We start from the raw sequence: 24,950 nt of genomic DNA on the forward strand, positions 1-24,950 counted from the left end.
ATGCTAATAATGAAATCGTGAATACAAACAATAGTTTCTTAAAAAAACTGATTTTATAAAAATTATAAATTAATATTGTTCCAACTATTAAAACAAATAGAAAGTTTAAATAATGAAAATCTACATCCATTCCACCTTTAATAAACATTGAAGGAAAACTATAAGAAATAATTAAAATTAAAACTATAATAATGGATGCTTTCTGAAAATTTGAAATTGATTTCATGTGAGATTTAGACCTTGTTAAGTTTAATAATTAAATAAATGAGATTCCTTCGGAATGACAAACTATTCGGGAAATACTGAACACTTCAAACTGACCACTGACCACTTTAAAAACTACTCCACAAACAACACCAATCCTTTCAAATAATGTCCTTCTGGATGGTAAATATTCGTTGGATGATCGGGTCCTTGTTCTAATTTGTGTAACACTCGGATATTTCTTCCGGTTTCTATGGCTGCTGCGGCTACAGTGTTGTAAAATAAAACATCGTCAATTACTTGCGAGCAAGAGAAGGTGAATAAAATTCCGTTTGGTGCTAAGGCTTTTAATCCTGCAATGTTTAAACGTTTATAGGCTTGAGTTGCGGTGTGTTTGCTTTTGATGCTTTTCGCGAAAGCGGGTGGATCTAAAACAATAACATCGTATTGTTGCGTGTGTTCTTTCATGAAGTTGAACACATCATCAGCTACAGCTTTATGATTGGCATTTGGAAAATTTAATTCCATATTACTCGCCGCTAAATCTACAGCTTTTTGAGAAATATCTACCGAAGTTACTAATTCAGCTCCTGCACTCATGGCGTAAATTGAAAATCCGCCTGTGTAACAAAACGTGTTTAATACTTTTTTACCTTTTGAGAATTCGCCTAGTAATTTTCGGTTTTCGCGTTGGTCTAAGAAGAAACCTGTTTTTTGTCCTTCTACCCAATTTACAGAAAACAAAATGTTGTTCTCTTTCGCAACTGCTTCAACTTTGTTTCCGAATAAGAAATAATCAGTTCCTGTATTCGGTAAAGTTCCTGAACTTTTGCAATAAATCGTTTCGCAATAGTCTGGAAAATTCGATTTTATGGCTTCAGCGATTTGCTCCATTTGAAGAAAAACGCCAGTAGAATGTGCTTGAATTACCCAATTTTTATCATAATAATCAATAATCAATCCCGAAATTCCATCGCCTTCTCCGTGAATCACACGAAAAGCATTTGTAACTTCAAAATCCAATAGTTGCGTACGTAAATACCAAGCCGATTGTAATTTGTCCTTCCAAAAGTTTTCAGAAAAAGTCTCTTCGCCGAATGCCAAAATACGAACTACAATACTTCCTTTATCACTGAAATATCCCGTTCCTAAATGTTGGTTTTTCGAATCTACCACATCAACCATTTCGCCATCGTTTATGTCACGACTCACACCGTAAACCGCACCACTGAAAATCCAAGGATGACGACGTTGAATTGATTTTTCTTTACCTGATTTTAAAATTACTTTTGCTCTCATTTTATTTCGAAAAGACCTGACAGGTTTTTGAAACCTGTCAGGTCTAAATATTAAAATTATTTGTTGGTTTATTGCACAATTGCCTCATTGGCTAATTAATACTCATTTCTGGAATTTCTCCCTCAATGATTAAATCGGCTTCTGTTGCTTTTATGATATCTTCAACTGAGACACCTGGCGCACGTTCTAACAATTTAAATCCTTTTGGTGTGATTTCTAAAACCGCTAATTCCGTAACGACTTTTTTTACACAACCAACACCGGTTAATGGAAGTGTACATTTTTTCAAGATTTTCGATTCTCCCGCTTTATTTACGTGCATCATGGCTACGATAATATTTTCTGCAGAAGCTACTAAATCCATAGCACCACCCATTCCTTTTACCATTTTTCCTGGAATTTTCCAGTTGGCAATATCTCCATTTTCAGAAACTTCCATTGCTCCTAAAATCGTTAAATCTACTTTTTGAGCGCGAATCATTCCGAAACTAAAAGCCGAATCAAAGAAACTAGCTCCTGGTAAAGTCGTAATCGTTTGTTTTCCTGCGTTGATGATATCCGCATCTTCTTCACCTTCAAAAGGGAAAGGTCCCATACCTAAAACTCCATTTTCCGATTGAAATTCAACTGAAATATCCGTACGAACATAATTGGCAACTAAAGTGGGAATTCCGATTCCTAAGTTTACATAGTAACCGTCTTTCACTTCTTGTGCTATTCTTTTTGCTATATCTTCTTTTGATAACATAATTATTTCTTTTTACTGAACACTAAAAACTGAACACTGATTACTTTTGACGAACTGTTCTTTGCTCAATTCTTTTTTCAAATTTCTCTCCTTGGAAAATACGGTTGACCATAATTCCTGGGATGTGAATTTCATTTGGATTCAAAGTTCCTGCTGGCACTAATTCTTCTACCTCAGCGATAGTGATTTTAGCAGCTCCAGCCATGGGTGCATTAAAGTTACGAGCGGTTCCTTTGAAAATTAAGTTACCTGCTTCATCACCTTTCCATGCTTTTACGATTGAGAAATCGGCTTTATAGGCATGTTCTAAAACGTGCATTTTTCCATTGAATTCACGAACTTCTTTCCCTTCCGCTACTTCGGTTCCGTAACCTGCTGGGGTAAAGAATGCTGGAATTCCGGCTTGAGCAGCACGACATTTTTCAGCTAAAGTTCCTTGTGGTGTTAGTTCTACTTCCAATTCCCCTGAAAGCATTTGACGTTCGAACTCTGCATTTTCTCCTACATAAGAAGAAATCATTTTTTTGATTTGACGTTTTTGTAATAGTAAGCCCAATCCGAAATCATCCACACCTGCATTGTTTGAAATACAAGTTAAATTGGTTACATTTTTACGAACTAATTCGGCAATACTGTTTTCAGGAATACCGCAAAGACCAAAACCGCCTAACATTACAGTCATTCCGTCTTGAATTCCTTCTAAAGCTTCTTTAACGTTATTTACTTTTCTAGAAATCATATTTAGTTTGTTGTTGTTTATAATCCGAATTCATCCATATTAGGTTCGTCTGTTGGAACAGCAGTCGTATCTACTACTTTTTTAGGCACCCAACAGTCTACTTTTATTTTTAAGTCATCAGGACGTTCAAAAGGTTCTTTTGATACATCTAAATCACTATCTGCATAACATTTTTTCATAAAAAGACCCCATATTGGAAGTGCCATTGTAGCACCTTGACCTCTTCTGGTATCTCTAAAATGCGCTGCTCTATCTTCATTTCCAACCCAAATTCCAGTAGCTAAATTGGGTACCATTCCGATAAACCAACCGTCGGAATTGTTCTGAGAAGTTCCTGTTTTACCAGCAATAGGATTTCCAAAACTGTAATCGTATTGCATGATGCCACCGCCACCCCATTTCAAACGGGCACCAGTCCCTGAAGTAGTAACACCCTCCATTAATTTAACAACGGCATAAGCAACATCTTTGTTTACAACATCTTTTGTAACAGGTATTGGTTGATCTATTACTACCCCGTTTTTGTCCTCAATTTTAATGATAAATGTTGGTTTTACGTAAACCCCTTGATTGGCAAATGTACTCATAGCACCAACCATTTGCTCCACTGTAATGTCTACAGCTCCTAACGCAATAGAAGGCTGAACCGGAATAGTAGAAGTAACGCCTAATTCTTTTGCCATATCTACCACAGCTTGTGGTCCCACTCTATCAATCAATTTTGCTGAAACCGTGTTAACAGAATTTGCTAAAGCCTTTTGCAATGTTATGGTTCCTCTGTAATTTCCATCCGAATTTCTTGGTGACCAATCGGCATCTATTCCCCATTTTCCTTTTGGCATCGTAAAATAACTATCAATAATAGAGTCACATGGTGAAATATTTAATTGTTCAATTGCAGTTGCATACAAAAAGGGTTTAAAAGTTGATCCAACTTGTCTGGCACCTTGTCCCACGTGATCGTACTGAAAATATTTATAATTTACTCCACCTACCCAAGCTTTGATATGACCACTTCTAGGTTCCATAGCCATCATACCGGTTTGCAACATATGCTTGTAGTACAAAATGGAATCTATTGGTTTCATAAGGGTGTCTTTCTCGCCTTCATAAGTAAAAATCTTCATTTTCGTAGGAACATCAAAAGATTTTAAAATCTCTTCTTCTGATTTCCCATTCAAATCCATTTTTCTCCATCGCTCCGAATTTTTCTTTGCTTGCATCATGATTTGCTTCGTTTGCTCAGGCGTGATATCTACAAATGGCGCATTTTCTTTTCCTTTGGTAGCAGAAAAAAATTCTTTTTGCAAATTTTTTAAATGCTCAATAACTGCTTCTTCAGCATATTGTTGCATTTTTGAATCAATGGTAGTATAAATCTTTAATCCATCGCGATACAAATCATATTCTGTTCCATCTTCTTTTAAATGGTCTTTGACCCATTTTTTCATATAATCTCTTAGATACTCTCTAAAATAAGTCGCACTTCCCTCTGAATGGCTTTCAGGTCTAAAATCTAATTTTATGGGAAGTTTTTTTAACGCCTCCTTTTTTGCTTCAGAAATTACACCGTTTTTTTCCATTTGTCCCAAAACTGTATTTCTTCTATCCAAAACCAATTGGGCTCTTTTTTTACGATTTGGATTGTATAATGATGGGTTTTTTAACATCCCTACAAACAAAGCCGATTCTTCAATTGTCAAATCTTTTGGTTCTTTGTTCATGTATATTTTAGCTGCCGAACGAATTCCTACTGCTCCATTTACAAAATCTACTTGATTTAGGTACAAAGCAATAATTTCTTGCTTCGTATACTGACGCTCTAAACGTATAGCAATAATCCATTCTTTTACTTTTTGGATAACTCTAAACAAAATAAACTTTGAACCTTCTCCATGAAATAAATTTTTAGCTAACTGTTGCGTGATTGTACTTGCTCCTCCATCTCTTCCTAAACGAATAACTGCTCTCAATGTACCCTTAGCGTCAATACCAGAATGTTCATAAAAACGCTCGTCTTCGGTAGCCACCAAAGCTTTCACTAGATGCTGTGGCAATTCTTCATATTTAACAGGTGTTCTGTTCTCTTTATAAAATTTACCAATAACAACACCATCTGAAGAAATGATTTCTGTAGCCACATTTGAGTCTGGATTTTCTAAATCATCAAATGAAGGCATTTTTCCAAAAAATCCCCAAGATGCAAACAAGAATAACAATATCACTCCTAAAAATCCATAGGCGAATAATTGCCAAAACTTTCTTTTATACAATGAAAAATCGCTTGTATTTGCTTTTTTGGTGGCCATACTATTTTATTTTTTCAATTCTTAATCCTAATTCTGTTATTCCTTTTAGCTCAGACACCCCATCAACTTTACCCGTTTCTCTAACGGCCTGAACTACCTCAACCTGATATTTTCCAGTTCTTTTAAATTTAAAATTTTCCAAATACCACAATTTACTTTCCTTTACATCTGAAAAACCTTTTCCTAGTAAAGTACCATCTGGATTAGCCATTTGATATTCCAAAGTGTCAACTTTTACGCTTGGCGCGTTTCCAGGTTCTTTCATGGTAACAATCAAATACAAGTTGTTAAAAGGATAGTCATTATTATTTCTTACATTTAAAAACAAATGATACGGGTTTATTGTATCCGTTTGTTGAAATTCAAAACGTAAGGTGTCTGACTTTTTCCAAGTTCCATCTAATTCACTGTATTCGCTGAAAAACTGCTTTTCGTCACAAGAGAGAAAAAGCAAAGCAAAGAGTACTAACCCAATAAATTTAGTCTTTTTTAGGAGCATTTTTAAAATTTGATGGTTTACGTTTTTTGTTTTTATTGTTATTCTTTTTCTTGGGTTGATCAAAACGAGTTAAACTATCTTGTCCTACCACATTTTCAAATTTTTTCTCTACTTCTTGAATGTTTTCAATCACAAAATCTTCCAAGGCGGCTACTCGCTCCTTTTTCTTATTAACTGCCACAATCTCTTTTACTTTTGAAACTGGTAAAACTAACCATTGTGCCGGAGCATTGGCATAAGAAAACCACATGATTTCTTTGAAAATATCAATTTTCTGACAATAAGCATCACCCTTTTCAGTATATAATTTCGTATCCATATCGGGCATGTCTTTCAATGCATCTAAATACGTATCTAATTCATAATTTAAACAACATTTTAGTTTACCGCATTGACCCGCTAATTTTTGAGGATTTAACGATAATTGTTGGTAACGTGCTGCCGAAGTGTTTACACTTCTAAAATCAGTCAACCAAGTAGAACAGCATAATTCTCTTCCGCAAGAACCAATTCCTCCTAAACGAGCGGCTTCTTGGCGGAAACCTACTTGTTTCATCTCGATTCTTATCTTGAACTCTTGTGCAAATTCTTTGATTAATTGACGGAAATCTACACGATCATTTGCTGTATAATAAAACGTAGCTTTAGAGCCATCGCCCTGGTACTCTACATCCGAAATTTTCATTTCTAATTTCAAATTGATAGCAATTTCACGAGCACGCATACGAACCGCTTCTTCTTTATTTCGAGCTTCTGTCCAAATGTCAATATCGCGTTGAGAAGCTTTTCTGTAAATTTTAGCTAATTCTTTATTGGGATTTTCGCCTTTCTTTTTCATTTGAATTTTAACCAATTCTCCTGTCAAAGTCACAATTCCGATATCGTGCCCCGGTGAAGCCTCAGTAGCAACAATATCTCCAATAGCTAAAGTTAGCTTTTCGGTATTTCTAAAAAACTCTTTTCTTCCATTTTTAAAACGGATTTCAGCCGCATCAAATGGTTCTTGACCACCTGGTAACGTCATATTTGACAACCAATCGAAAACCGAAAGTTTGTTGCAGCTATCGGTGCCGCAAGTCCCGTTATTGTTACATCCTTTTGGTGTGCCGTCTTTAGCACCCGTGGAACAGTTTGTACATGCCATAATTTTGAATATATGTTGATTGTCCGTTTGTTGGACTACGTTTCTAAAATGTTTTTGAGCGTAAAGATATTGATTTTTTATGGAAACTTTCAAAAATCAATCTCGAAGTTCACCAAAAAGAAAAAACCTATCTCATAGTTAAACGAAATAGGTTTTCATATAGTATTGTAAAACAAAAAATTAAGTTTCTTTTACGGTAATAATATGCACAGGGCAAGCTTTTGCCGCTAACTCACAATTTTCAACAATCATATGGTCGGGTGATTTTAAGGTATAAAAACCTTTAGCGTCAACCGATTTTATTAATACTGATTTTCCGTCTTTTTTTGACATTTGAAACTGTGCGGGTGCCATTTCAACACAGTAATTACAGCCAATACATTTGTCTCTTTGAAGCGTAACAACAACCATTAGTTTTCTACAATTTTATACATTTTATCCGATAAACGAATGCGGAACGGTACTTTTAAAGTACAACTATCACCTTTACTTGCTTTATCTGAAGTTGCATCATTTACGAAGAAATCTTCTAAAATTAATTCTTGCGCTCCTGTTGACGGACCCGTAATTAAAATTTTATCACCTTTTTTGATATCGTAAGCTTCAATTTTGAATTCGGCTATACTTGATTTTGGAAAATAATGCATTCCTTTCCCAACATATACTTTTTTCTGAGTCGCATTAGAACCAGGATTATCTGACCATTCGCCTAATTTTTGTCCCAAATAATAACCGCTCCAAAAACCACGATTGTAAACGGTTGCCAAAGCTTCCATCCAACTGTTGATTTTTTCTTTGGTAAACGTTCCCTCATAATACGAATCGATAGCTTCACGATAGGTTTTAATAACGGTTGCTACATAATCTGCAGCACGTCCACGACCTTCAATTTTTAAAACCTTGATGCCGGAATCAATGACTTGGTCGAGAAAGTCTAATGTACATAAGTCTTTTGGCGACATCATGTATTCGTTATCCAATTCGATTTCAAAACCTGATTCTTGATCGATAACCGTGTATTTTTTACGACAATTTTGTTTACAAGCCCCACGATTTGCTGAAGAATTATGCGAATGTAAACTTAAATAACATTTGCCTGAAACCGCCATACACAAAGCACCGTGACCAAAGATTTCAATTTCTACCAAATTGCCACTTGGTCCTTTTATTTGCTCTTTTTTGATATCATCTGTGATTTTCTTCACTTGGCGTAAACTCAACTCACGAGACAATACAATCGTATCGGCAAACATTGCGTAGAATTTTACAGTTTCGATATTAGTAACATTCAATTGAGTGGAAATATGCACTTCCATTCCCATCGTGCGAGCCGTCATAATAACTGCTTGGTCAGATGCAATTACAGCTGTAATTCCGGCTTCTTTAGCTTTAGTTAAAAGCGTTTTTACAATCGATAAATCGTGATCGTAAATGATGGTATTTAGCGTTAGATACGTTCTAACATTTTTTTCGTTGCAACGACGCGCAATTTCAGGTAAATCGTCTAAAACGAAATTCACGGTTGCACGAGCGCGCATATTTAATTGTTCGACGCCAAAATAAATGGAATCACAACCATTATCCAAGGCCGCTTGCATGGATTCGAAATTTCCTGCAGGAGCCATCAATTCTATTCTTCCAGAAGTTGTCATTAGCTGATAATTTTAAATAATTTATCCGATAATCTTACTCTAAAAGGCACTTCGAAAGTTACTTTGTCGCCAACTTTAGCCACTGCATTTTCAGTTCCGTTCACGAACATTTTTTCTAAAACCAATTCTTGGTTTCCAGTTGTTGGTCCCGAAATTAGAATGCTGTCACCAACTTTAAGCTCTTGGTTTTCTATAACGAAAAGTCCCACTTGTGCTTTCACATAATAATGTTCGGCTTTACCAAGCAATACTTTTTTTACTTTTATTTTCTGACGAATGTCTTTTGTTTTTTCGGCTACAGCCAAAGGTTTATCTGACAATTCACCTGAATGTTTGAATTTCAAATTCTCCGATTTTCCTTTTCGGAAGACTTTATTTCCTACTTGTTTTCCTCTACGAAGTTTAACTTGTTCGGCCAATGGCAAATGTGTGATTTCTAAACATTCAGTAGAACAACAATTTTCCATGGCTGCTTTACATTCGTCACATTGGATGAATAATAAATGACAACCGTCGTTCAAACAATTCGTGTGATTATCACAAGGTTTTCCACATTGGTGGCATTGCGAAACAATATCATCGGTAATTCTTTCTCCTAATCTGCGATCGAAAACGAAGTTTTTTCCGATGAATTTACTTTCCAAACCTTCTTCTTTGATTTGTTTCGCGTAATTGATGATTCCGCCTTCAAGTTGAAACACATTTTTAAACCCTTGATGTTTGAAATACGCCGACGCTTTCTCACAACGAATTCCTCCGGTGCAATACATCACCAAGTTTTTATCTTCTTTGAAATCTTTTAATTGTTCGTTGATAATTGGTAACGATTCACGAAAAGTTTCTACATCAGGAGTTATTGCTCCTTTAAAATGACCGATTTCACTTTCGTAATGGTTTCTAAAATCAACTACAATCGTGTTTGGGTCTTCTAATATTTGGTTGAATTCCTTAGCTTTCAAATGTACTCCGATATTGGTTACATCAAACGTTTCATCGTTTAAACCATCGGCTACAATTTTATCTCGAACTTTTACGGTTAGTTTTAAGAAAGAATGGTCATCGTGTTCTACGGCAACATTCAATCGAATGCCACGCATAAAATCGTAAGCTTCTAAAGTTTCTCTAAAAGCTTCGAAATTTTCGGCTGGAACCGACATTTGAGCATTGATACCTTCTTTGGCTACATACGTTCGACCAAGAGCATCGAGTTTGTTCCATTCGATAAATAAAGCGTCGCGAAATTTTTTAGGGTCTTCAATTTTGGCATACGCATAGAAAGATAATGTAAGACGTTGTTTTCCGGCTTCATCAATTAATTGAGCTCTTTCTTCTGCGCTTAAGGTGTTGTACAGTTGCATGCTATAAACGTTTTAAGTTAGAGACGCGATTTATCGCGTCTGTACAGAATTATGTGGTGAATTCTAAATGGAAGAATTCGGATGCAAAGGTAATAAAATTGATTAAAAATCAAATCTTTAAATAGGTTTGAAAACATATTAACATTTTTTGGAGCAATTGAAAAAAGCTGTATTTTTACCAAAAAAGAATTGTTATCAATTTAAAGCCAAATATTATGAGTTCAGACAAAGAAGCAAAATTAAAAGCCTTACAACTAACACTAGACAAACTTGACAAAACCTACGGAAAAGGTACCGTAATGAAGCTAGGTGATAGCGCAGTTGAAGAAGTGGAAGCTATTCCTACAGGTTCGTTAGGTGTTGATTTAGCACTTGGTGTAAATGGATACCCAAGAGGAAGAATCATCGAAATTTACGGTCCAGAATCATCAGGTAAAACTACGTTAACTTTACACGCCATTGCTGAAGCTCAAAAAGCAGGTGGAATTGCAGCATTTATTGATGCCGAACATGCTTTTGATCGTTTTTATGCTGAAAAATTAGGAATTGATATTGATAACTTAATTATTTCACAACCTGATAATGGTGAACAAGCATTAGAAATTGCAGAAAGTTTAATCCGATCAGGTGCTGTTGATATTGTAGTTATTGACTCTGTTGCTGCATTAACGCCAAAAAGTGAAATTGAAGGCGATATGGGAGACTCTAAAATGGGATTACACGCTCGTTTGATGTCGCAAGCACTTAGAAAATTAACAGGAACGATTCATAAAACCAATTGTACAGTTTTCTTCATTAACCAATTACGTGATAAAATTGGAGTAATGTTTGGAAGTCCAGAAACTACTACTGGTGGAAATGCATTGAAATTTTATGCTTCCGTACGTATCGATATTCGTAAATCTACCCAGATTAAAGATGGTGAAAACGTTATTGGTAACAGAACCAAAGTTAAAATTGTAAAAAATAAAGTAGCACCACCTTTTAGAACGGCTGAATTTGACATTATGTATGGTGAAGGCATTTCTAAAGTAGGTGAGGTTTTAGATCTTGCTGTAGAATTCGAAATCATTAAAAAAAGTGGTTCGTGGTTTAGTTATGGTGAAACCAAATTAGGTCAAGGTAGAGACGCTGTGAAGGCATTAATTAAAGACAATCCAGAATTAATGGATGAATTGGAGCAAAAAATTAAAGAACTTATCAAAGAAAACAATGCTTAAAAAAATTAAATCACGCCTGGAGCGTGATTTTTTTTATTACTTAACGCAACCTTTTCACAACTACATAATCTTATAGAAAAACAAATTTATTAAAATGAAAAAATTAGTTTTATTAATAAGTATGCTATTCTTATTTAATTCTTGTGAATTAGATGATCCTAGTTTTACTGTTGATGTATTACCTGTAGCGTCCGTTGAAATGCCAACTGAATTTGTTTTAGGAGAAACCTATCAAATCACTATGAAATATTTCAAACCTACTAATTGTCATACATCTTATGGTATTTATTATGAGAAAGATTTAAATACAAGAGTTTGTGCTATTAAAAATTTAGTTGAAAATAGAAGTAATTGTGCACCGATTGTAAATGTGTTAGTTGAGGAAACCTTTAATTTTCATGTTACAAATACTGGAAACTATATTTTTAAATTTTGGACAGGCACTGACGATGAAGGTAATGACACATTTATTATCCACGACATTCCAGTTAATTAACACGTAATAAATTGATCTTAGAGCAACTTATACATGAATGCAAAGTCAATAATACTAAAGCACAAGAACAACTTTATCGCTTGTTAGCACCAAAGTTGTTCTCTGTGTGCTTAAAGTATTCTCGCAATTATGAAGAGGCTCAAGACAATTTACAGGAAAGTTTTTTAGTGATATTTGAAAAAATTAATCAATACAAAAATACAGGTTCATTTGAAGGGTGGGCCAAGCGAATTACGATAAATTACGTTTTACAACAATATAGGAAACATAACGTTTTTGAAATAATTTCAGAAAAAATTGCTGAGGAAGAAGAAGTTGAAATTGATGATGATAACATTAGTCTGGAATTTTTAACTAAGATTATTCAAGAATTACCCGACAGATATCGATTGGTTTTTAATTTATATGTTTTGGACGGATATTCTCATAAAGAGATTGCTGAGATGTTAGAAATTAACATCGGAACGTCTAAATCAAATTTAGCTAGAGCAAAAGCTATTCTGAAAAGCAAGATAGAGTCAAATAATAGTTTTGAGGTAAAAAAAAGTAAATGAAAGACAACAAAAACATAGAACGATTATTTCAAGAAAAATTCAAAGATTTTGAAGCTTTACCGCCACAAGACTCTTGGGATTTGATTGCTAGTCGTTTAAATGAGAAAAAGAAGAAAAAAAGAATTGTGCCTGTTTGGTTTCAAATTTCGGGAATTGCAGCTTCATTATTCTTAATAGCTGGTTTAATTTGGAATTTCTCTGACGAAAATCAAATAGAGATACCCGACTCTAATTCTACTATTGTAAACACGAAAGATGCCAAAAAAGACGCAACTGATTCTAAATTTAACACACCAAACAATACTGAAATCATTACTGATACGCAATCAAATAAAAATACGACTGAAAAACCTATAGATAATTTAGTACATCAAAATAATGACGGCATTAATTCGAGTTTCAATCATAACAGTAAAAATAATGTCGTTTCAAATAATGTAATAAAAGACAATGTTAAATCTTCTTTAACTCAAACAGCATCTTCAAACGAAAAAGAGGAGCCTTTACATAAGCAAAATAACAGGGTTAACATCTTTGTTAATTCCGAAAAAAACAAAGCTAATAATGGGTTAAATCCTAAATTAAATAAAAACAATAATGGTTTTGAAAACCTTGTTGAGAATAATTTCGTAGATAAAAATAATAGTGATAGTAATACCGCTATTGACAAAGAAAAACAAGATGTTTCTTTTTTTAACAAAACATCAAACACGATTGTTAACAATGGCATAAATTTCACAAAAAGTAAGGTAATAAGCCCTACCGCTACTCTAAATGAAATCTTGTCTAAAGATAGTACTCTAATTGTTGAAATTCCAAAAGAATTAAATCCATTAGAGGAATTGCTTAAAGAAAAAGAGGCTGGGAAAAATGAAGATGAAAAAGAAGAAAAAAGAAGTAAATGGGCGATTAGCACAAATGCGTCGCCTGTTTATTTTAATTCTTTAGCGCAAGGATCTTCTATTGATGAGCAATTCGATTCAAACAGCAAAAATTATGCAACTACTTTAAGTTTTGGAATAGCTGGAAGTTATACAATAAATAATAAATTAAGTTTAAGAACAGGTATAAACAATATTAATTTGAGCTACAACACAAATGATGTAGTTTTTGATGCAAGACTTAGAGCGGTTGAAAGTAATATTCCTTCTATATCAAGAAATGCCGATGCTACAAATATGATTTTTACCTCTAAAAATAATACTACAGAAGCTTTTTTGGGTGATGTAGAAAATGTAATTCTTGAAAACAACGTGGGAGCGTTACAACAAAACATAGGTTACATTGAAGTGCCTTTAGAGTTAAGTTACAAAGTATTAGATAAAAAATTTGGTGTCGAAGTAATTGGTGGAATGAGTACCTTATTTTTAAATCAAAACAACATTTCGTTAGTGGCAAATGGCATCGAAATGGAAGTAGGAAAAGCAAATAATTTAAACAGCATACATTTTAGTAGTAATGTCGGTTTGGGTTTTAAATACTCGTTCTGGAAAAGTTTTAATGCTAATTTCCAACCTATGTTTAAATACCAGATCAATACGTTTAGTGAAAATTCCGGTAACTTCAAGCCTTATTTTATAGGCTTGTATACCGGAATTAGTTTTAGTTTTTAAGCTTTGTTGGTTAAGCTTAAATTTATAGTTAAGTTGTTTCATTTCTAGTTAAAATGAAACTGAAAAAGTCCAAATGCGTTTGGACTTTTTTATTTTAAATCCTCCAATAAAGGTTGTAAAATAACTTCCCTTACTTGTTTTTTCAATGCATTTCTATCTTCTAATGTTTTTCCTTTCGTTTCAATTATTGGATAAATTTTAGCACGCATTTTTCCTGGATTTCCGCTGAAAAAAGTATACGAAAAACGCTTTTTGTTATCAAAAAACACCATTGGTACAATTGGTAAACCGTGTTCAATTGCAATTCTGAAAGCGCCATCTTTAAATTCATCTAATACTATATGTTCTTCGGGAACACCACCTTCAGGAAAAATACAAATACTTAATCCTTGATGAATTCGTTTTTGAGCGCGTTCAAAAACCGCATAGCGACTTTTGCTACTACTTCTATCAACCAAAATACAAACACGTTTATAGATAAATCCAAAAATCGGAATCTTAGCCAATTCTTTTTTTCCTACAAATACAAAAGGATGATTTTTCACTGCAATCAGCATTAACATAATATCCGTCATCGAAGTATGATTAGCTACTAGCATATAACTTTTCCCATCTTCAAAAACTTCATCGCCTTCTATTTTGTAATGAAATCCCATTCCAATTAAAATAAACTTTGCCCAAATACGCGCAATTCTAAAAAATAACGGATAGGTTTTTTCACTTAAAATTGTAACTAGAATAAATGGAAATAACACAATAATTGGCACTAAAACCAAAATGTAAAACCAAATACGATATAAAAGGGTGAGCGGATATTTCAAAAATTTCATTAAGCAAGATGATTTGATTTCCAAAAGTAATCATTTTAATAAAACCTATCTCTTTTTACTTTTCTGTTTTTACTTTACCTTTGCATTTCTAAATAACAACTTAGCAACGCTTAGCGTTAAAACAAAAAAAATGGCAAAAATTTTAACTGGAGTTCAAAGTACAGGAACGCCTCACTTAGGTAATTTATTAGGAGCAATTATACCTGCTATTCAAATGGCAAACAATCCTGATAACGAGTCTTTTCTTTTCATTGCCGATTTGCATTCGATTACGCAAATTAAAAATGGAGCAGAATTAAGACAAAATACGTATAGTGTTGCGGCGGCTTGGCTGGCGTGTGGTTTAGATACAAATCGTGTGGTTTTTTACCGCCAATCTGATGTACCTCAAACTACAGAGCTTTCTTGGTATTTGAGTTGCTTTTTTCCGTTCCAACGTTTAACATTAGCGCATTCCTTCAAAGATAAAGCCGATAGATTAGATGATGTAAATGCGGGATTATTTTCATATCCGATGTTAATGGCTGCCGATATATTATTGTATGATGCTAACTTTGTTCCTGTTGGAAAAGATCAATTGCAACATTTAGAAATAACGCGCGATGTGGCTTCGCGTTTTAATCACCAAATGGGTGAAACGTTTGTATTACCTGAAGCGAAAATTGATGAGCAAATCATGATTATTCCGGGAACAGACGGACAAAAAATGAGTAAATCGAGAAATAATTTCATTAATATTTTTGTGGATGACAAAGCGCTTCGCAAACAAATTATGGGAATTCAAACTGATAGTACGCCATTAGAAGATCCAAAAAACCCAGATACTTGTAATTGTTTTGCTATGTACAAATTGTTAGCAACACCAGAACAAACAGCAGTAATGAAAGCCAACTATTTAGGTGGAAATTACGGCTACGGTCACGCGAAACAAGCCTTATTTGAATTGATAGAAGAGAAATTCAAAACCGAAAGAGAAAAATACAATTACTACAGCAACAACTTAGAAGAAGTAGATAAATTATTATTGGAAGGTGCCGCAAAAGCAAGTGCAGTGGCAAATGGCGTTTTGAAAAGAGTTAGAGAGAAGTTGGGATATTAATAAAATTCAAATTTCTATATATAAAAACCTCAAAGTTTAGAAGTCTAAATTTTGAGGTTTTTTATTGTTCTATAATTTCTTTTACAACCCATCTGTTGTTTTCTTTTTTGGAAATAATCACAATTTTAGAAGGCATATATCCAAAAGGAAATAATTCAAAAAATGATTCATTCTTTGATGAATTAAACAATACTCTTGATATTGAAATTAATGACGAAACACCTTCATCATTAATAAATTCTCCTTTTAATCTTATTGAATCAGGTTCAAAGTATTTAAACTTTAAATTTGATTTTTCTAACTCATTAATTTTAAACTTTCTTTGAACTTGAGAATCTATGAAAAACTTTTTCTTTATATCTAACTCTTTTCCATTTATTTCAAATAAATTATAATTAATTCCAATAATTAACTTATGCTTTTCTTTAGCCAATAACTTAATTGAATCTTTCTGAATTTCTCTTAGTTTTTTAAAATCTTCAATTGAAAGAGGCTTATAATTGTACTTATCATAATCTTCTTCAGGTGGTGGAGGCGGAGGAAGTTTTGTTGTAATAAATTCATGAGCCAATTGTGGCAACACATCACACAAAACTTCTGCTTCTAATTCTTCATAGGTTTTCTCTTTCTCGGTGCAAGAAATTATAAAGAAAGAAAAAAATGTAAGTAGAATTAGTTTTTGCATAAACCTGAATTTATAAAATCAACAACAAAAACTAAGCCGAATTTCTACTTGCGTTAATATTACCAAACAACGAGCGCGTTACTATTTTTTCATAAACTGCAATTAACTTTTCGTCTGGTGTTGGGCTTTCTCGTAACGCTTTAATTTTTAACAAGGCGTATTGCTGAATCGTTAATAAAGGCACCACCATTTTTTCACGCATTTCTATGGAAGCTTTTCCGTCGGGATAGTTTTCCATTAATTCTTTGAAACCAGAAATTTTCAATAACAAGCGTTTAGTTTCTAAATATTCATCGTGAATTATCGTCCAAAAAGCGCCAAATTCAGGATCATTTTTCATATAAGCTGTCAACGGGAAAAACGATTTACATAACGCCATCATACTGTTTTCCAACAACGTTCTGAAAAACAACGAATTTTGGTACAAGTGACTTACTTCGTCCCAACGGTTTTGGTCTTCAAAATGTTTTAATGCCGTTCCAAGTCCAAAAAATCCAGGCACATTTTGCTTCAATTGACTCCAAGAACCCACAAAAGGAATCGCTCTTAAATCATCTAAATTTAATTTCGCTTCTGATTTTCTTTTGGATGGTCGGCTACCGATATTGGTTTTAGCGTAATAATTCAACGTGCTCATTTTTTCCAAATAAGGCACAAACAACGGATGATTTTTAAAATCAATATATTTCTTAAAACTAATTTCAGCTAATTGTTCTAAAATGGCATTTTCAGAAAGCGTCAATTCATTTTGATTGGTGTTGAAAACCTGATTTTTCGCACCCGCACTCACCAAATTCTCTAAATTATAACGACACGAATCTAACGTTCCAAAATTAGAACTAATGGTTTGTCCTTGCACCGTTAATTGCAATTGCTGACTTTCAATTTTTGGACCTAACGAAGCATAAAACTGATGCGTTTTTCCACCACCACGCGCTGGAGGTCCACCACGACCGTCAAAGAAAATAACTTTGATATTGTATTTTCTGGAAATTTCGGTCAAGGCTTCTTTTGCTTTATAAATTGCCCAATTTGCCATTAGATAACCACCATCTTTTGTGCCATCAGAGAAACCTAACATGATGGTTTGCTGATTACCCCGATTTTTCAAATGATTCGCATAAACCGAATTCGTGTACAATTGTTCCATAACCAAATCGGCTTTATGCAAATCTTCCACCGATTCAAAAAGTGGCACCACATCAACCGAAGGGTTATTCCAATCGCACAACTGAAACATCGCCAAGGTTTCCATGACGTTCAAAGCGCTTTCGTTGTTACTAATAATGTAACGGTTACAGCCTAATTCGCCATTATTTTCTTGAATCGTACGAATCGCTTCTATGGAACTGATGGTTTCTTTCGTAATTTCATTATCAAAATCAGAAGCTTTTAGTTGGGCAGAAGCTTTGGATAAAATATCAATTTTTGCTGGTTCCGATAAGCTAAAATAATCTGCTGGAAACAAACTTTTCTCTTTTTGATCAATATCCTGAAAAACCGTTTTGTGAATTTTGCTGTTCTGACGAATGTCTAAAGTGGCAAAATGAAAGCCAAACAAATTGACTTTATTCAACAACAAATCTACCTCATCCACATAAAGCGATTGATGTTTTTCAATAATGATATTTTTAATATTTTGTAATTGCGATTTGAATTCCTCCAAAGAAATAAAAATTTCTCCTTGCGAATAAAAAACCGAGCGGTATAACTTGTTTTCCAATTCGGAAATAATCACGTCAACACCTGTGAAGGTTAACTTTCGTTTTAATTTTCGAATATCGGTGTAATAACATTTTAAAATAGAAGTACGTAAACGCTCAGCTACTTTCAATGTGATTTCAGTAGTTACAAACGGATTTCCATCTCTATCGCCACCTGGCCAAAAACCTAAATTGAGTACATCATTTTTGAGTTCATTCCCTTTGAAAATATTCTTTTGAAGGTAATGCACCATTTCGCTTGCCGTTGGATAAAAGACGTTTTCCAAGTACCAAATTAAACTCACAGCTTCATCATAAGGAGTTGGTTTTTCTTTTTTGAAAAATGGCGTTTTACCCAATTGCGCTAACAAATCTTTAATTACAATATGATTATTTGATTTCAAAGCTTCTGTTAAATCGGTAATAATTCCTAAAACCGAACCTGGATAAAACTGTGTTGGATGCGCAGTTAAAACCGTTCTAACTTTGAAATTTTCTAGAAATTCTCTCAGTTCTTTGGTTTTTCCTTCCGATTCTGCGTTTTCTTTAATGGCACGAAGTGAACTTTTGCCTTCCATATTGTTTACAATTGGAAAAGCGGCATCTTCAATCGCATCAAAAAGCACCACTTGGCGCTCCACATATTGAATAAATCGAAACAATAAACTGATTTTTTCTGTTTCAGAAGGATTGTCTAAATATTTCATTACGAAGGTTTCAAAAATCTCCGCCGGACTTTGTTCGTTTTTATAACCATTTTCACAAACTTCAGAAAACAAAGGCAACAAAACACCCGTATTATTAATCTCATCAAAAGGCAATGTGATAAAAACACTATTATAAATGGTATATTTTGAAGCAACATTTTGCTGGAATCGTTCAATTTTTGGAAGTGTGTACATGGTTTTTAATTTTGACACTAATTTACGAGTTTAAAATTAAAATGTTATACTTGTCATCATGAACTTGTTTCAGGATCTAAAGGATTCCAAAGATTCTCCCAATTAGGATTTGATTCTTCAATTAGATTAATTTTCCATTGTCGATGCCAATTCTTTAGTTGTTTTTCTCTTGCAATTGCGTCATTTACAAACTGAAATTCTTCGAAATAAACTAATACTTTTAAATTATACTTTGAGGTAAATTTACTTCCTTCTTGATTTACATGTCGTTCCATTCTGTCATCTAATCCACCTGTTACACCTATTAAAGTGTTCCTTTTGGTTTATTAGTGAGAATATAAACCCAATAATTATGATATGTTCTATATGCCATTTTGTTATTGTTTTGTCATTCTGAACTCGTTTCAGAATCTAATTATTTTAAAATTCGGAGAAGCTAAAATGAGTTCAGCTTGACAAAAAATATCTCTAGACGTATTCTGTTATTCCGAACTTGTTTCGGAATCTCCATACATAAACGAGAAGCTGAAACAAGTTTAGCTTGACAAGAAGATGTTTAAACCACTTCAAACATCTTACCCGGTAAAGGTCTAATCACTCCTTTTAGTTCCATATTTAACAAAATCGAGGAAATACGATAAATCGGAAAATCGCATGCTAAGGCGATGATGTCCATCATTTCTTTGCCTGTTTTTTGAAGGTAATCGTAGATGATTTGCTCTTCATCGGTTAAGGCCACAAACAATTGTTTCTGTACCCCTTTTTTAGTTCCGCGTTGCAATTCCCAATTCAAAATATAAACCAAATCAGCTGCTGATGTTAACAAATGTGCTCGTTGTGTTTTAATCAGATTATTGCAGCCTTGGCTGTATTTATCTGTTGTTCTTCCTGGAACAGCGAAAACCTCTCTGTTATAATCGTTAGCAATGTTTGCTGTTACCAACGAACCTCCTCTTTCGGCACTTTCGATGACGATGGTCGCTTCACTAATTCCCGCAACGATGCGATTTCTTTTAATAAAATTCTCTTTATCTGGATTGCTCGTACTCCAAAATTCGGTCAAAAACCCTCCGTTTTGTTCCATTTTTGCCATGTATTTTTTATGAACTTTAGGATAAATTTGATTTAAGCCATGTGCTAAAACACCTATCGTTTGCAAACCACATTCCATTGCCATTTGATGGGCATATATATCAACACCGTAAGCAAAACCACTAACAATTAGTGGGTTTAAAATTGAAATTTCTTCAATCAATTTCTTAGTAAATTCCATTCCATAGGTTGTGATTTGACGTGTACCAACAATACTGATAATTCTTTGGTTTTGCAAATCGATATTCCCTGCTTGGAATAAAATTACGGGACTGTCATAGCAGTTTTTTAATTGTTCGGGATAGTTTTTTTCTTGAAAATAAATAGTGGAAATATTTTCTTTTGCGATGAATTGGAGTTCGGCTTCCGCTTTTGCAAATACCGATTTGTCTTGTAAATTTTTAATTACAACCGAACCAATGCCGTCAATTCTTTGAAGATGAGATTTTTTTGAAGCGAAGACTTCTGTGGCGTTTCCGCAATGTTGGATGAGTTTTTTAGCGATTACATCTCCTACTCCTTCCACTTGCAGGAGTGCAAGCGTGTGGTATAATTCTGACTGTGTCATGGCGTGTATAAAATTTATTTGGCGTATAATTGAAGAACAAAAGTAATGGTTTTTAGGAATAATCCAAAGGTTTTTACCACATAGAAACATAGAAAATTATCTTAACCGCACAAGACATTCCATTTTACATAGAAAACAAAGACCAAGAAAGAAAATGAAAACCTTACCTGATGGGAGCGGCACCGTGTAAAGCGGACAGCAGCCCTTTGACAAGCTCAGGATGGCGAATAAACTCACTTTCAATTATTTACAGTAAAAACCGCAATTGTTAATAATTTTTGTTGATAAAATTTTGATATTGCTATTGATTATCTAACTTTGTTGTTATGCAGATAGAAAAACATATATCCGACTTATTATATCGTTATCAGTGTGTTACTGTACCTGGTTTTGGTGCTTTTTTAACCGAAACTGTGTCCGCTCACGTTACTGGAAATACAAATTCGTTTTTTCCACCAAAAAAAGTGGTTTCGTTTAATGCTAATGTAAAAAACAATGATGGTTTATTGGCTAATCATGTGGCATTACAAGAAAAAATGTCGTACGAACTAGCGGTAATCAAAATTGGTGATATAGTAAACGAATGGACCTATTTGTTACAAAATCGCAATCGTATAGTATTAAAAAACATTGGCGAAATCTCAGTGAACTCCGAAATGAACTGGGTTTTTGAACCTGCTAATACGGTAAATTATTTAACCGATTCATTTGGTTTGAGTAGCTTTGTTTCTCCTGAAATTACAAGAGAAGTTTTAAAGCAAGAAGTAGAAGCTTTAGAAGAAAAAGCACCAATCATTTTCACTCCTGAAAGAAAAAGAGATTATTCTTATTTGAAATATGCTGCGGCATTTGCTGTTATGTTAGGAGTGGGTGCTTATGCTTATCTAGATTTCCAAAACAAACTTGTTGCATCCAAAACTTTAGCAGTTAGAAAAAATGTACAAGAAAAAGTACAACAACAAATTCAACAAGCTACTTTTTTAATTAGTGTACCTGAACAAACTGTAGTACTCAATATGACTACGACTACTGAAGAAGAAACACCCTATCATTTAGTTGCTAGCGCCTACAGAAGTGAAGCCAATGCACAAAAAGCAATTGCAGAATTAAAAGTTGCTGGTTTTGAAAATGCTAAAATGCTTCCTATGAATGCCTCTAAATTGTATCCTGTGGTGTATGCTAGTTTTAAAACATTAAGCGAAGCTCAAGTTGAAAGAAAGAACATACAAAAAACGCATAACACTGAAGCTTGGTTGTTAATCGAATAAATTTTTAACACTTCGTTTAAATAGTATTGAAATCCCAGTTTTGGGGTTTTTTTATACGTTTTATTTTCAAATTCCTCATTATATTTGCAAAAAAAACAATGCAAGCAAAATTTCCTTCAGAATCATTAACCACTTTAACTGATGTGGTATTGCCTGGTGAAACCAATCCTCTTAACAACTTGTTTGGTGGTGAATTATTAGCACGTATGGACAGAGCTGCAAGTATTTCAGCACGTAGACATTCTAGACGGGTTTGTGTGACGGCATCTGTAAACAATGTGGTTTTTACTCGTGCTATTCCTTTGGGAAGTGTCGTTACTGTGGAATCAAAAGTATCACGAACTTTTAATACTTCTATGGAAATCTTTATTGATGTTTGGATTGAAGACCGGGAATCGGGCATTAAAAATAAAGCAAACGAAGCAATCTATACATTTGTAGCTGTTGACGAAACAGGGAGACCGGTACCGGTACCACCCATTGAACCGCAAACCGAATTAGAGAAACAACGATACGATGCCGCTTTAAGAAGAAAACAATTAAGTTTAGTTTTGGCAGGAAAAATGAAGCCTAACGAAGCAACGGAATTAAAAGCGTTATTTGTAGAATAACAAACGAAAGCCTACTTTTTAACGAGTAGGTTTTTTGTTTAATTCACGTTTTCTAAAGCATATTCGGGATAAGTTTCTTTTAAGTAGTCTTCTGCTTTGGATGGGATTTCAAACACAATTATGAAGAGACATAAATAAAAGATGACGGTAAAAAAAACCATAAAGCCAATTATTCCATCCGAATTAAAATCTAGACGCAACAAACTATTTCCTAATTGAAAAGGTAAATAACCAAAAAATAACATGAAACTATAATTTTTAATCATTTCTTCTAAATACCAAACTTTGCCTTTCTCTTTCTTGTATTTTTGATACTTCGAATTGATTCGAAAAGCAAAAATAAATCCAATAAAAGCTATTAATAAATGAAAGGCACTTAATAAATCTTTTGAAAAGAGAAGATGAAAAAGATAATAAAACAAAAGGGTTAAAAGTAGTGTAAAAATAATTTTGGGTATCGTAAAAAACTGAACTAATTCATTCCAAACAAACTTTTTATATTTTTTCCCTAATGCTATTTGTTTTTCTTTAATAACCTCCATAAACCCAAATATGCCAAACTTTTTAAACTCCACTTGCAAGGCATCTTCAAACGAAATTTTCGGATTTTCTTGCCATTGTTGTTCAATTGCATTGGCCAAATGATCTACTAATTCGGTTTGTAAATCGTACCATTCCACGTAATGTTGTCGCGTGAACTGGTAAAGGCGATCTATTTGTTCTGGAGTTAGTTTCATTGGAATAAAAATTGATTTTTTTGTTTAAAAGATTTCATTTCTAAATAATAAAATCGGAGAAAAGCAAAAAAGACAAATAATATGCTGGAATTAAAAACAACAAAAGTTACTAAATTTTCATTAGCATTTCTATGCAGTGGATTTGCGATTTGAAAAAGTAGAAAAATGATTGAAAAATTTCTATCAATGTAATAGAATTTCTTTCTTTTAGTTAGTAAAAAATGTGAAATGCCAAATATCAAATAAGTTATAATTATGAATAGATATAGATAGTTTGAATATACATTTAACCCATATATATTAGAAAAAAAATAAACTATAGAAAAAATCCCTATCGCTAAAAGTATCTGAAATGGTTGAATTGCAAACAAGCCAAACTTTTTCAAGGGTTCTTTAAAATATAATCCTTCCTCTTTATTCCCTTTCAAAATTTCCTTTTTATTCACCACCATATAACTTTTGAAAGCATCATAAAAATCTAAATTTTCAGCTTGCATTTTTTGCTCTACAGCGGTTGCAACATGGTCAAGCATTTCCATTCGAATGTCGTAATAGATGACTTCACTATTTTTAAGATAGTTGTCTATGAATTGAATGTTTTCAGAAGAAAGACTCATGCTAAATGATATTTTTTAATACATTTTATGTGGTTATCAAAATTAATACACATAAAAACAAATTGCACAAAAACCAAAGCCAAGAAATATACTTTTAATGAATTCATTTCAGCATCAAATGCATATATAAAAAGTAATAAAAGTAAAACCGGAGAAGATTGGTTTACCAAAAATCTATACGTTGTTGGTTTTGTTTTAAAATTTATACGAATCAAAATTGATACAACAGCAATACCTATTGCAATACTAATAAAATTTACAACAGAATTTGTAATTTCATTTATTGAAAACTCCAACTTTAAAGCAAAAGTTAAAAGTGTCCATAATATGAATGATATAGCTAGATAGATGTAAGTTTTCTTAATTCTTGCTTCTATTTTCTTCATTACAATCTTTGGAAAAGTGTAAAATAGCCCAATATGAAAACTTTTTTCCTTTATAAATAATGGATACCAATTTGCCATTACTTCTCTTAATGCTTGCTCAAAAGAAATATCATCCATAACTATTGCTTCTTCAGTTTGAGAAGCAATGTGATCTACTAACTCTAGTTTAATATCTATCTCCTTTATTCCACAATAATCTATATAATCTGAAATTATTGCTATTTGTTCAGTAGTCAACTTCATCTTAATAACTCAATTTAGGATTTACAATCGTTTGCATGTTTTTGATGAATTCTTCTAATTCAGCTAAACGATTCACGGTTTCTGTGGTGCCTTTTTCGGTGAGTTTGTAGTATTTTCTTAAGCGATTATCTACTTTTTCTACTTCAACATCTAATAAACCTTCGGCTTCTAATTTGTGTAAAGCGGGATACAAAGCGCCTTCGGTAATGTTCAATTCGCCTTTGGTGATTTCTTTTACTTTTTGTGTGATTTCGTAGCCATACATTCTGCCTTGCTCTTCTAAAAGCTTCATAATGATGGTATTTAAACTACCTTTATATAATTGTGAATTTTTCATAAGCCTAAATTGAATAACAAATATATGCATAATTTTC

At 33.4% G+C, this 24,950-nt stretch carries 25 protein-coding genes; 7 read left to right on the plus strand and 18 right to left on the minus strand.

Annotated elements, in window-relative coordinates:
• Nucleotides 1–339: 339 nt before the first annotated feature.
• The 9 genes from BUE95_RS03560 to trhO all read right to left on the minus strand — a co-directional run bounded on the left by BUE95_RS03560 (nt 340) and on the right by trhO (nt 9,952).
• Nucleotides 340–1,503: a class I SAM-dependent rRNA methyltransferase gene (locus BUE95_RS03560; RefSeq protein WP_073581494.1), complete on the minus strand. Its 1,164-nt coding sequence runs from the start codon at nt 1,501–1,503 to the stop codon at nt 340–342.
• Nucleotides 1,504–1,594: 91 nt separating this feature from the next.
• Nucleotides 1,595–2,251 (minus strand): CoA transferase subunit B, encoded by a 657-nt coding sequence (locus BUE95_RS03565; RefSeq protein WP_073581496.1) that lies wholly within the window; start codon nt 2,249–2,251, stop codon nt 1,595–1,597.
• Between the two features lie 40 nt (nt 2,252–2,291).
• Nucleotides 2,292–2,990, minus strand: a complete 699-nt coding sequence (locus BUE95_RS03570; protein ID WP_073581498.1) for a CoA transferase subunit A — start codon at nt 2,988–2,990, stop codon at nt 2,292–2,294.
• A gap of 17 nt (nt 2,991–3,007) precedes the next feature.
• Nucleotides 3,008–5,299 carry a penicillin-binding protein 1A gene (locus tag BUE95_RS03575; RefSeq protein WP_073581500.1) on the minus strand — a complete coding sequence of 764 codons (2,292 nt, stop codon included), beginning with the start codon at nt 5,297–5,299 and terminating at the stop codon, nt 3,008–3,010.
• A 1-nt stretch (nt 5,300) separates the two neighbouring features.
• Nucleotides 5,301–5,798: a gliding motility lipoprotein GldH gene (locus BUE95_RS03580; protein WP_073582412.1), complete on the minus strand. Its 498-nt coding sequence runs from the start codon at nt 5,796–5,798 to the stop codon at nt 5,301–5,303.
• A complete protein-coding gene (locus BUE95_RS03585) occupies nt 5,779–6,942 on the minus strand; it encodes a PSP1 domain-containing protein (RefSeq protein WP_073582414.1) in 1,164 nt (387 codons plus the stop codon). Before BUE95_RS03585 ends, BUE95_RS03580 begins: the two co-directional genes overlap by 20 nt.
• Before the next feature lie 180 nt (nt 6,943–7,122).
• Nucleotides 7,123–7,353 (minus strand): ferredoxin, encoded by a 231-nt coding sequence (locus tag BUE95_RS03590; RefSeq protein WP_073581502.1) that lies wholly within the window; start codon nt 7,351–7,353, stop codon nt 7,123–7,125.
• Nucleotides 7,353–8,594, minus strand: a complete 1,242-nt coding sequence (locus BUE95_RS03595; RefSeq protein ID WP_073581504.1) for a peptidase U32 family protein — start codon at nt 8,592–8,594, stop codon at nt 7,353–7,355. The genes BUE95_RS03590 and BUE95_RS03595 overlap by 1 nt, the downstream gene beginning before the upstream one ends.
• Nucleotides 8,594–9,952, minus strand: coding sequence for an oxygen-dependent tRNA uridine(34) hydroxylase TrhO (trhO, locus tag BUE95_RS03600; RefSeq protein WP_073581506.1), 1,359 nt, complete (start codon nt 9,950–9,952; stop codon nt 8,594–8,596). The genes BUE95_RS03595 and trhO overlap by 1 nt, the downstream gene beginning before the upstream one ends.
• A gap of 215 nt (nt 9,953–10,167) precedes the next feature.
• Between trhO and recA the strand changes: the two genes are divergently transcribed.
• The 4 genes from recA to BUE95_RS03620 all read left to right on the plus strand — a co-directional run bounded on the left by recA (nt 10,168) and on the right by BUE95_RS03620 (nt 13,835).
• Nucleotides 10,168–11,172, plus strand: coding sequence for a recombinase RecA (gene recA / locus BUE95_RS03605; RefSeq protein ID WP_073581508.1), 1,005 nt, complete (start codon nt 10,168–10,170; stop codon nt 11,170–11,172).
• Between the two features lie 121 nt (nt 11,173–11,293).
• A complete protein-coding gene (locus BUE95_RS03610; protein WP_159433491.1) occupies nt 11,294–11,668 on the plus strand; it encodes a hypothetical protein in 375 nt (124 codons plus the stop codon).
• A gap of 11 nt (nt 11,669–11,679) precedes the next feature.
• Nucleotides 11,680–12,222, plus strand: a complete 543-nt coding sequence (locus BUE95_RS03615) for an RNA polymerase sigma factor (RefSeq protein ID WP_073581512.1) — start codon at nt 11,680–11,682, stop codon at nt 12,220–12,222.
• Entirely contained in the window at nt 12,219–13,835 is a 1,617-nt protein-coding gene (locus BUE95_RS03620) for a hypothetical protein (protein ID WP_073581514.1), read from the plus strand. Before BUE95_RS03615 ends, BUE95_RS03620 begins: the two co-directional genes overlap by 4 nt.
• A gap of 89 nt (nt 13,836–13,924) precedes the next feature.
• On the opposite strand, the gene BUE95_RS03625 is transcribed toward BUE95_RS03620, so the two are convergent.
• Complete coding sequence (locus tag BUE95_RS03625; protein WP_073581516.1) at nt 13,925–14,665, minus strand: lysophospholipid acyltransferase family protein; 741 nt, start codon at nt 14,663–14,665, stop codon at nt 13,925–13,927.
• Between the two features lie 130 nt (nt 14,666–14,795).
• Between BUE95_RS03625 and trpS the strand changes: the two genes are divergently transcribed.
• Nucleotides 14,796–15,764: a tryptophan--tRNA ligase gene (gene trpS / locus BUE95_RS03630; protein ID WP_073581518.1), complete on the plus strand. Its 969-nt coding sequence runs from the start codon at nt 14,796–14,798 to the stop codon at nt 15,762–15,764.
• A gap of 61 nt (nt 15,765–15,825) precedes the next feature.
• On the opposite strand, the gene BUE95_RS03635 is transcribed toward trpS, so the two are convergent.
• From BUE95_RS03635 to dprA, 4 genes are all read right to left on the minus strand, one after another.
• Complete coding sequence (locus BUE95_RS03635; RefSeq protein WP_073581520.1) at nt 15,826–16,449, minus strand: hypothetical protein; 624 nt, start codon at nt 16,447–16,449, stop codon at nt 15,826–15,828.
• 31 nt (nt 16,450–16,480) lie between these two features.
• Entirely contained in the window at nt 16,481–19,054 is a 2,574-nt protein-coding gene (locus BUE95_RS03640; RefSeq protein WP_073581522.1) for a phosphoenolpyruvate carboxylase, read from the minus strand.
• 56 nt (nt 19,055–19,110) lie between these two features.
• Complete coding sequence (locus tag BUE95_RS03645) at nt 19,111–19,329, minus strand: GIY-YIG nuclease family protein (protein ID WP_317041528.1); 219 nt, start codon at nt 19,327–19,329, stop codon at nt 19,111–19,113.
• A gap of 281 nt (nt 19,330–19,610) precedes the next feature.
• A complete protein-coding gene (dprA, locus tag BUE95_RS03650; RefSeq protein WP_073581524.1) occupies nt 19,611–20,714 on the minus strand; it encodes a DNA-processing protein DprA in 1,104 nt (367 codons plus the stop codon).
• Nucleotides 20,715–21,040: 326 nt separating this feature from the next.
• On the opposite strand from dprA, the gene BUE95_RS03655 reads away from it, so the two are divergent.
• Together BUE95_RS03655 and BUE95_RS03660 are read left to right on the plus strand one after the other, a co-directional pair.
• Nucleotides 21,041–21,982, plus strand: a complete 942-nt coding sequence (locus BUE95_RS03655) for an HU domain-containing protein (protein ID WP_073581526.1) — start codon at nt 21,041–21,043, stop codon at nt 21,980–21,982.
• Between the two features lie 98 nt (nt 21,983–22,080).
• The gene (locus tag BUE95_RS03660; RefSeq protein ID WP_073581528.1) at nt 22,081–22,593 is read left to right on the plus strand and encodes an acyl-CoA thioesterase; all 513 of its coding nucleotides are present in this window, start codon (nt 22,081–22,083) and stop codon (nt 22,591–22,593) included.
• A gap of 38 nt (nt 22,594–22,631) precedes the next feature.
• Here BUE95_RS03660 and BUE95_RS03665 read toward each other — a convergent pair whose 3' ends face one another.
• The 4 genes from BUE95_RS03665 to BUE95_RS03680 all read right to left on the minus strand — a co-directional run bounded on the left by BUE95_RS03665 (nt 22,632) and on the right by BUE95_RS03680 (nt 24,913).
• On the minus strand, nt 22,632–23,330 hold the full coding sequence (locus tag BUE95_RS03665) for a hypothetical protein (protein WP_073581530.1): 699 nt from the start codon (nt 23,328–23,330) through the stop codon (nt 22,632–22,634).
• Complete coding sequence (locus tag BUE95_RS03670; protein ID WP_143165221.1) at nt 23,327–23,869, minus strand: hypothetical protein; 543 nt, start codon at nt 23,867–23,869, stop codon at nt 23,327–23,329. The genes BUE95_RS03665 and BUE95_RS03670 overlap by 4 nt, the downstream gene beginning before the upstream one ends.
• Nucleotides 23,870–23,943: 74 nt before the next feature.
• Complete coding sequence (locus tag BUE95_RS03675) at nt 23,944–24,576, minus strand: hypothetical protein (RefSeq protein WP_073581534.1); 633 nt, start codon at nt 24,574–24,576, stop codon at nt 23,944–23,946.
• Nucleotide 24,577: 1 nt separating this feature from the next.
• The gene (locus BUE95_RS03680) at nt 24,578–24,913 is read right to left on the minus strand and encodes a PadR family transcriptional regulator (RefSeq protein WP_073581536.1); all 336 of its coding nucleotides are present in this window, start codon (nt 24,911–24,913) and stop codon (nt 24,578–24,580) included.
• Between the last annotated feature and the right edge of the window lie 37 nt (nt 24,914–24,950).

The sequence above is a fragment of the Flavobacterium cucumis genome (assembly GCF_900148835.1).
Taxonomy (GTDB): Bacteria; Bacteroidota; Bacteroidia; order Flavobacteriales; family Flavobacteriaceae; genus Flavobacterium; species Flavobacterium cucumis.

Excerpts from the sequence above, each read along its gene's own strand:
- BUE95_RS03560 (WP_073581494.1), bottom strand. The coding sequence starts at position 1,503 with ATGAGAGCAAAAGTAATTTTAAAATCAGGTAAAGAAAAATCAATTCAA.
- BUE95_RS03565 (WP_073581496.1), bottom strand. The coding sequence starts at position 2,251 with ATGTTATCAAAAGAAGATATAGCAAAAAGAATAGCACAAGAAGTGAAA.
- BUE95_RS03570 (WP_073581498.1), bottom strand. The coding sequence starts at position 2,990 with ATGATTTCTAGAAAAGTAAATAACGTTAAAGAAGCTTTAGAAGGAATT.
- BUE95_RS03575 (WP_073581500.1), bottom strand. The coding sequence starts at position 5,299 with ATGGCCACCAAAAAAGCAAATACAAGCGATTTTTCATTGTATAAAAGA.
- BUE95_RS03580 (WP_073582412.1), bottom strand. The coding sequence starts at position 5,798 with ATGCTCCTAAAAAAGACTAAATTTATTGGGTTAGTACTCTTTGCTTTG.
- BUE95_RS03585 (WP_073582414.1), bottom strand. The coding sequence starts at position 6,942 with ATGGCATGTACAAACTGTTCCACGGGTGCTAAAGACGGCACACCAAAA.
- BUE95_RS03590 (WP_073581502.1), bottom strand. The coding sequence starts at position 7,353 with ATGGTTGTTGTTACGCTTCAAAGAGACAAATGTATTGGCTGTAATTAC.
- BUE95_RS03595 (WP_073581504.1), bottom strand. The coding sequence starts at position 8,594 with ATGACAACTTCTGGAAGAATAGAATTGATGGCTCCTGCAGGAAATTTC.
- trhO (WP_073581506.1), bottom strand. The coding sequence starts at position 9,952 with ATGCAACTGTACAACACCTTAAGCGCAGAAGAAAGAGCTCAATTAATT.
- recA (WP_073581508.1), top strand. The coding sequence starts at position 10,168 with ATGAGTTCAGACAAAGAAGCAAAATTAAAAGCCTTACAACTAACACTA.
- BUE95_RS03610 (WP_159433491.1), top strand. The coding sequence starts at position 11,294 with ATGCTATTCTTATTTAATTCTTGTGAATTAGATGATCCTAGTTTTACT.
- BUE95_RS03620 (WP_073581514.1), top strand. The coding sequence starts at position 12,219 with ATGAAAGACAACAAAAACATAGAACGATTATTTCAAGAAAAATTCAAA.
- BUE95_RS03625 (WP_073581516.1), bottom strand. The coding sequence starts at position 14,665 with ATGAAATTTTTGAAATATCCGCTCACCCTTTTATATCGTATTTGGTTT.
- trpS (WP_073581518.1), top strand. The coding sequence starts at position 14,796 with ATGGCAAAAATTTTAACTGGAGTTCAAAGTACAGGAACGCCTCACTTA.
- BUE95_RS03635 (WP_073581520.1), bottom strand. The coding sequence starts at position 16,449 with ATGCAAAAACTAATTCTACTTACATTTTTTTCTTTCTTTATAATTTCT.
- BUE95_RS03640 (WP_073581522.1), bottom strand. The coding sequence starts at position 19,054 with ATGTACACACTTCCAAAAATTGAACGATTCCAGCAAAATGTTGCTTCA.
- BUE95_RS03645 (WP_317041528.1), bottom strand. The coding sequence starts at position 19,329 with ATGGAACGACATGTAAATCAAGAAGGAAGTAAATTTACCTCAAAGTAT.
- dprA (WP_073581524.1), bottom strand. The coding sequence starts at position 20,714 with ATGACACAGTCAGAATTATACCACACGCTTGCACTCCTGCAAGTGGAA.
- BUE95_RS03655 (WP_073581526.1), top strand. The coding sequence starts at position 21,041 with ATGCAGATAGAAAAACATATATCCGACTTATTATATCGTTATCAGTGT.
- BUE95_RS03660 (WP_073581528.1), top strand. The coding sequence starts at position 22,081 with ATGCAAGCAAAATTTCCTTCAGAATCATTAACCACTTTAACTGATGTG.
- BUE95_RS03665 (WP_073581530.1), bottom strand. The coding sequence starts at position 23,330 with ATGAAACTAACTCCAGAACAAATAGATCGCCTTTACCAGTTCACGCGA.
- BUE95_RS03670 (WP_143165221.1), bottom strand. The coding sequence starts at position 23,869 with ATGGAAATGCTTGACCATGTTGCAACCGCTGTAGAGCAAAAAATGCAA.
- BUE95_RS03675 (WP_073581534.1), bottom strand. The coding sequence starts at position 24,576 with ATGAAGTTGACTACTGAACAAATAGCAATAATTTCAGATTATATAGAT.
- BUE95_RS03680 (WP_073581536.1), bottom strand. The coding sequence starts at position 24,913 with ATGAAAAATTCACAATTATATAAAGGTAGTTTAAATACCATCATTATG.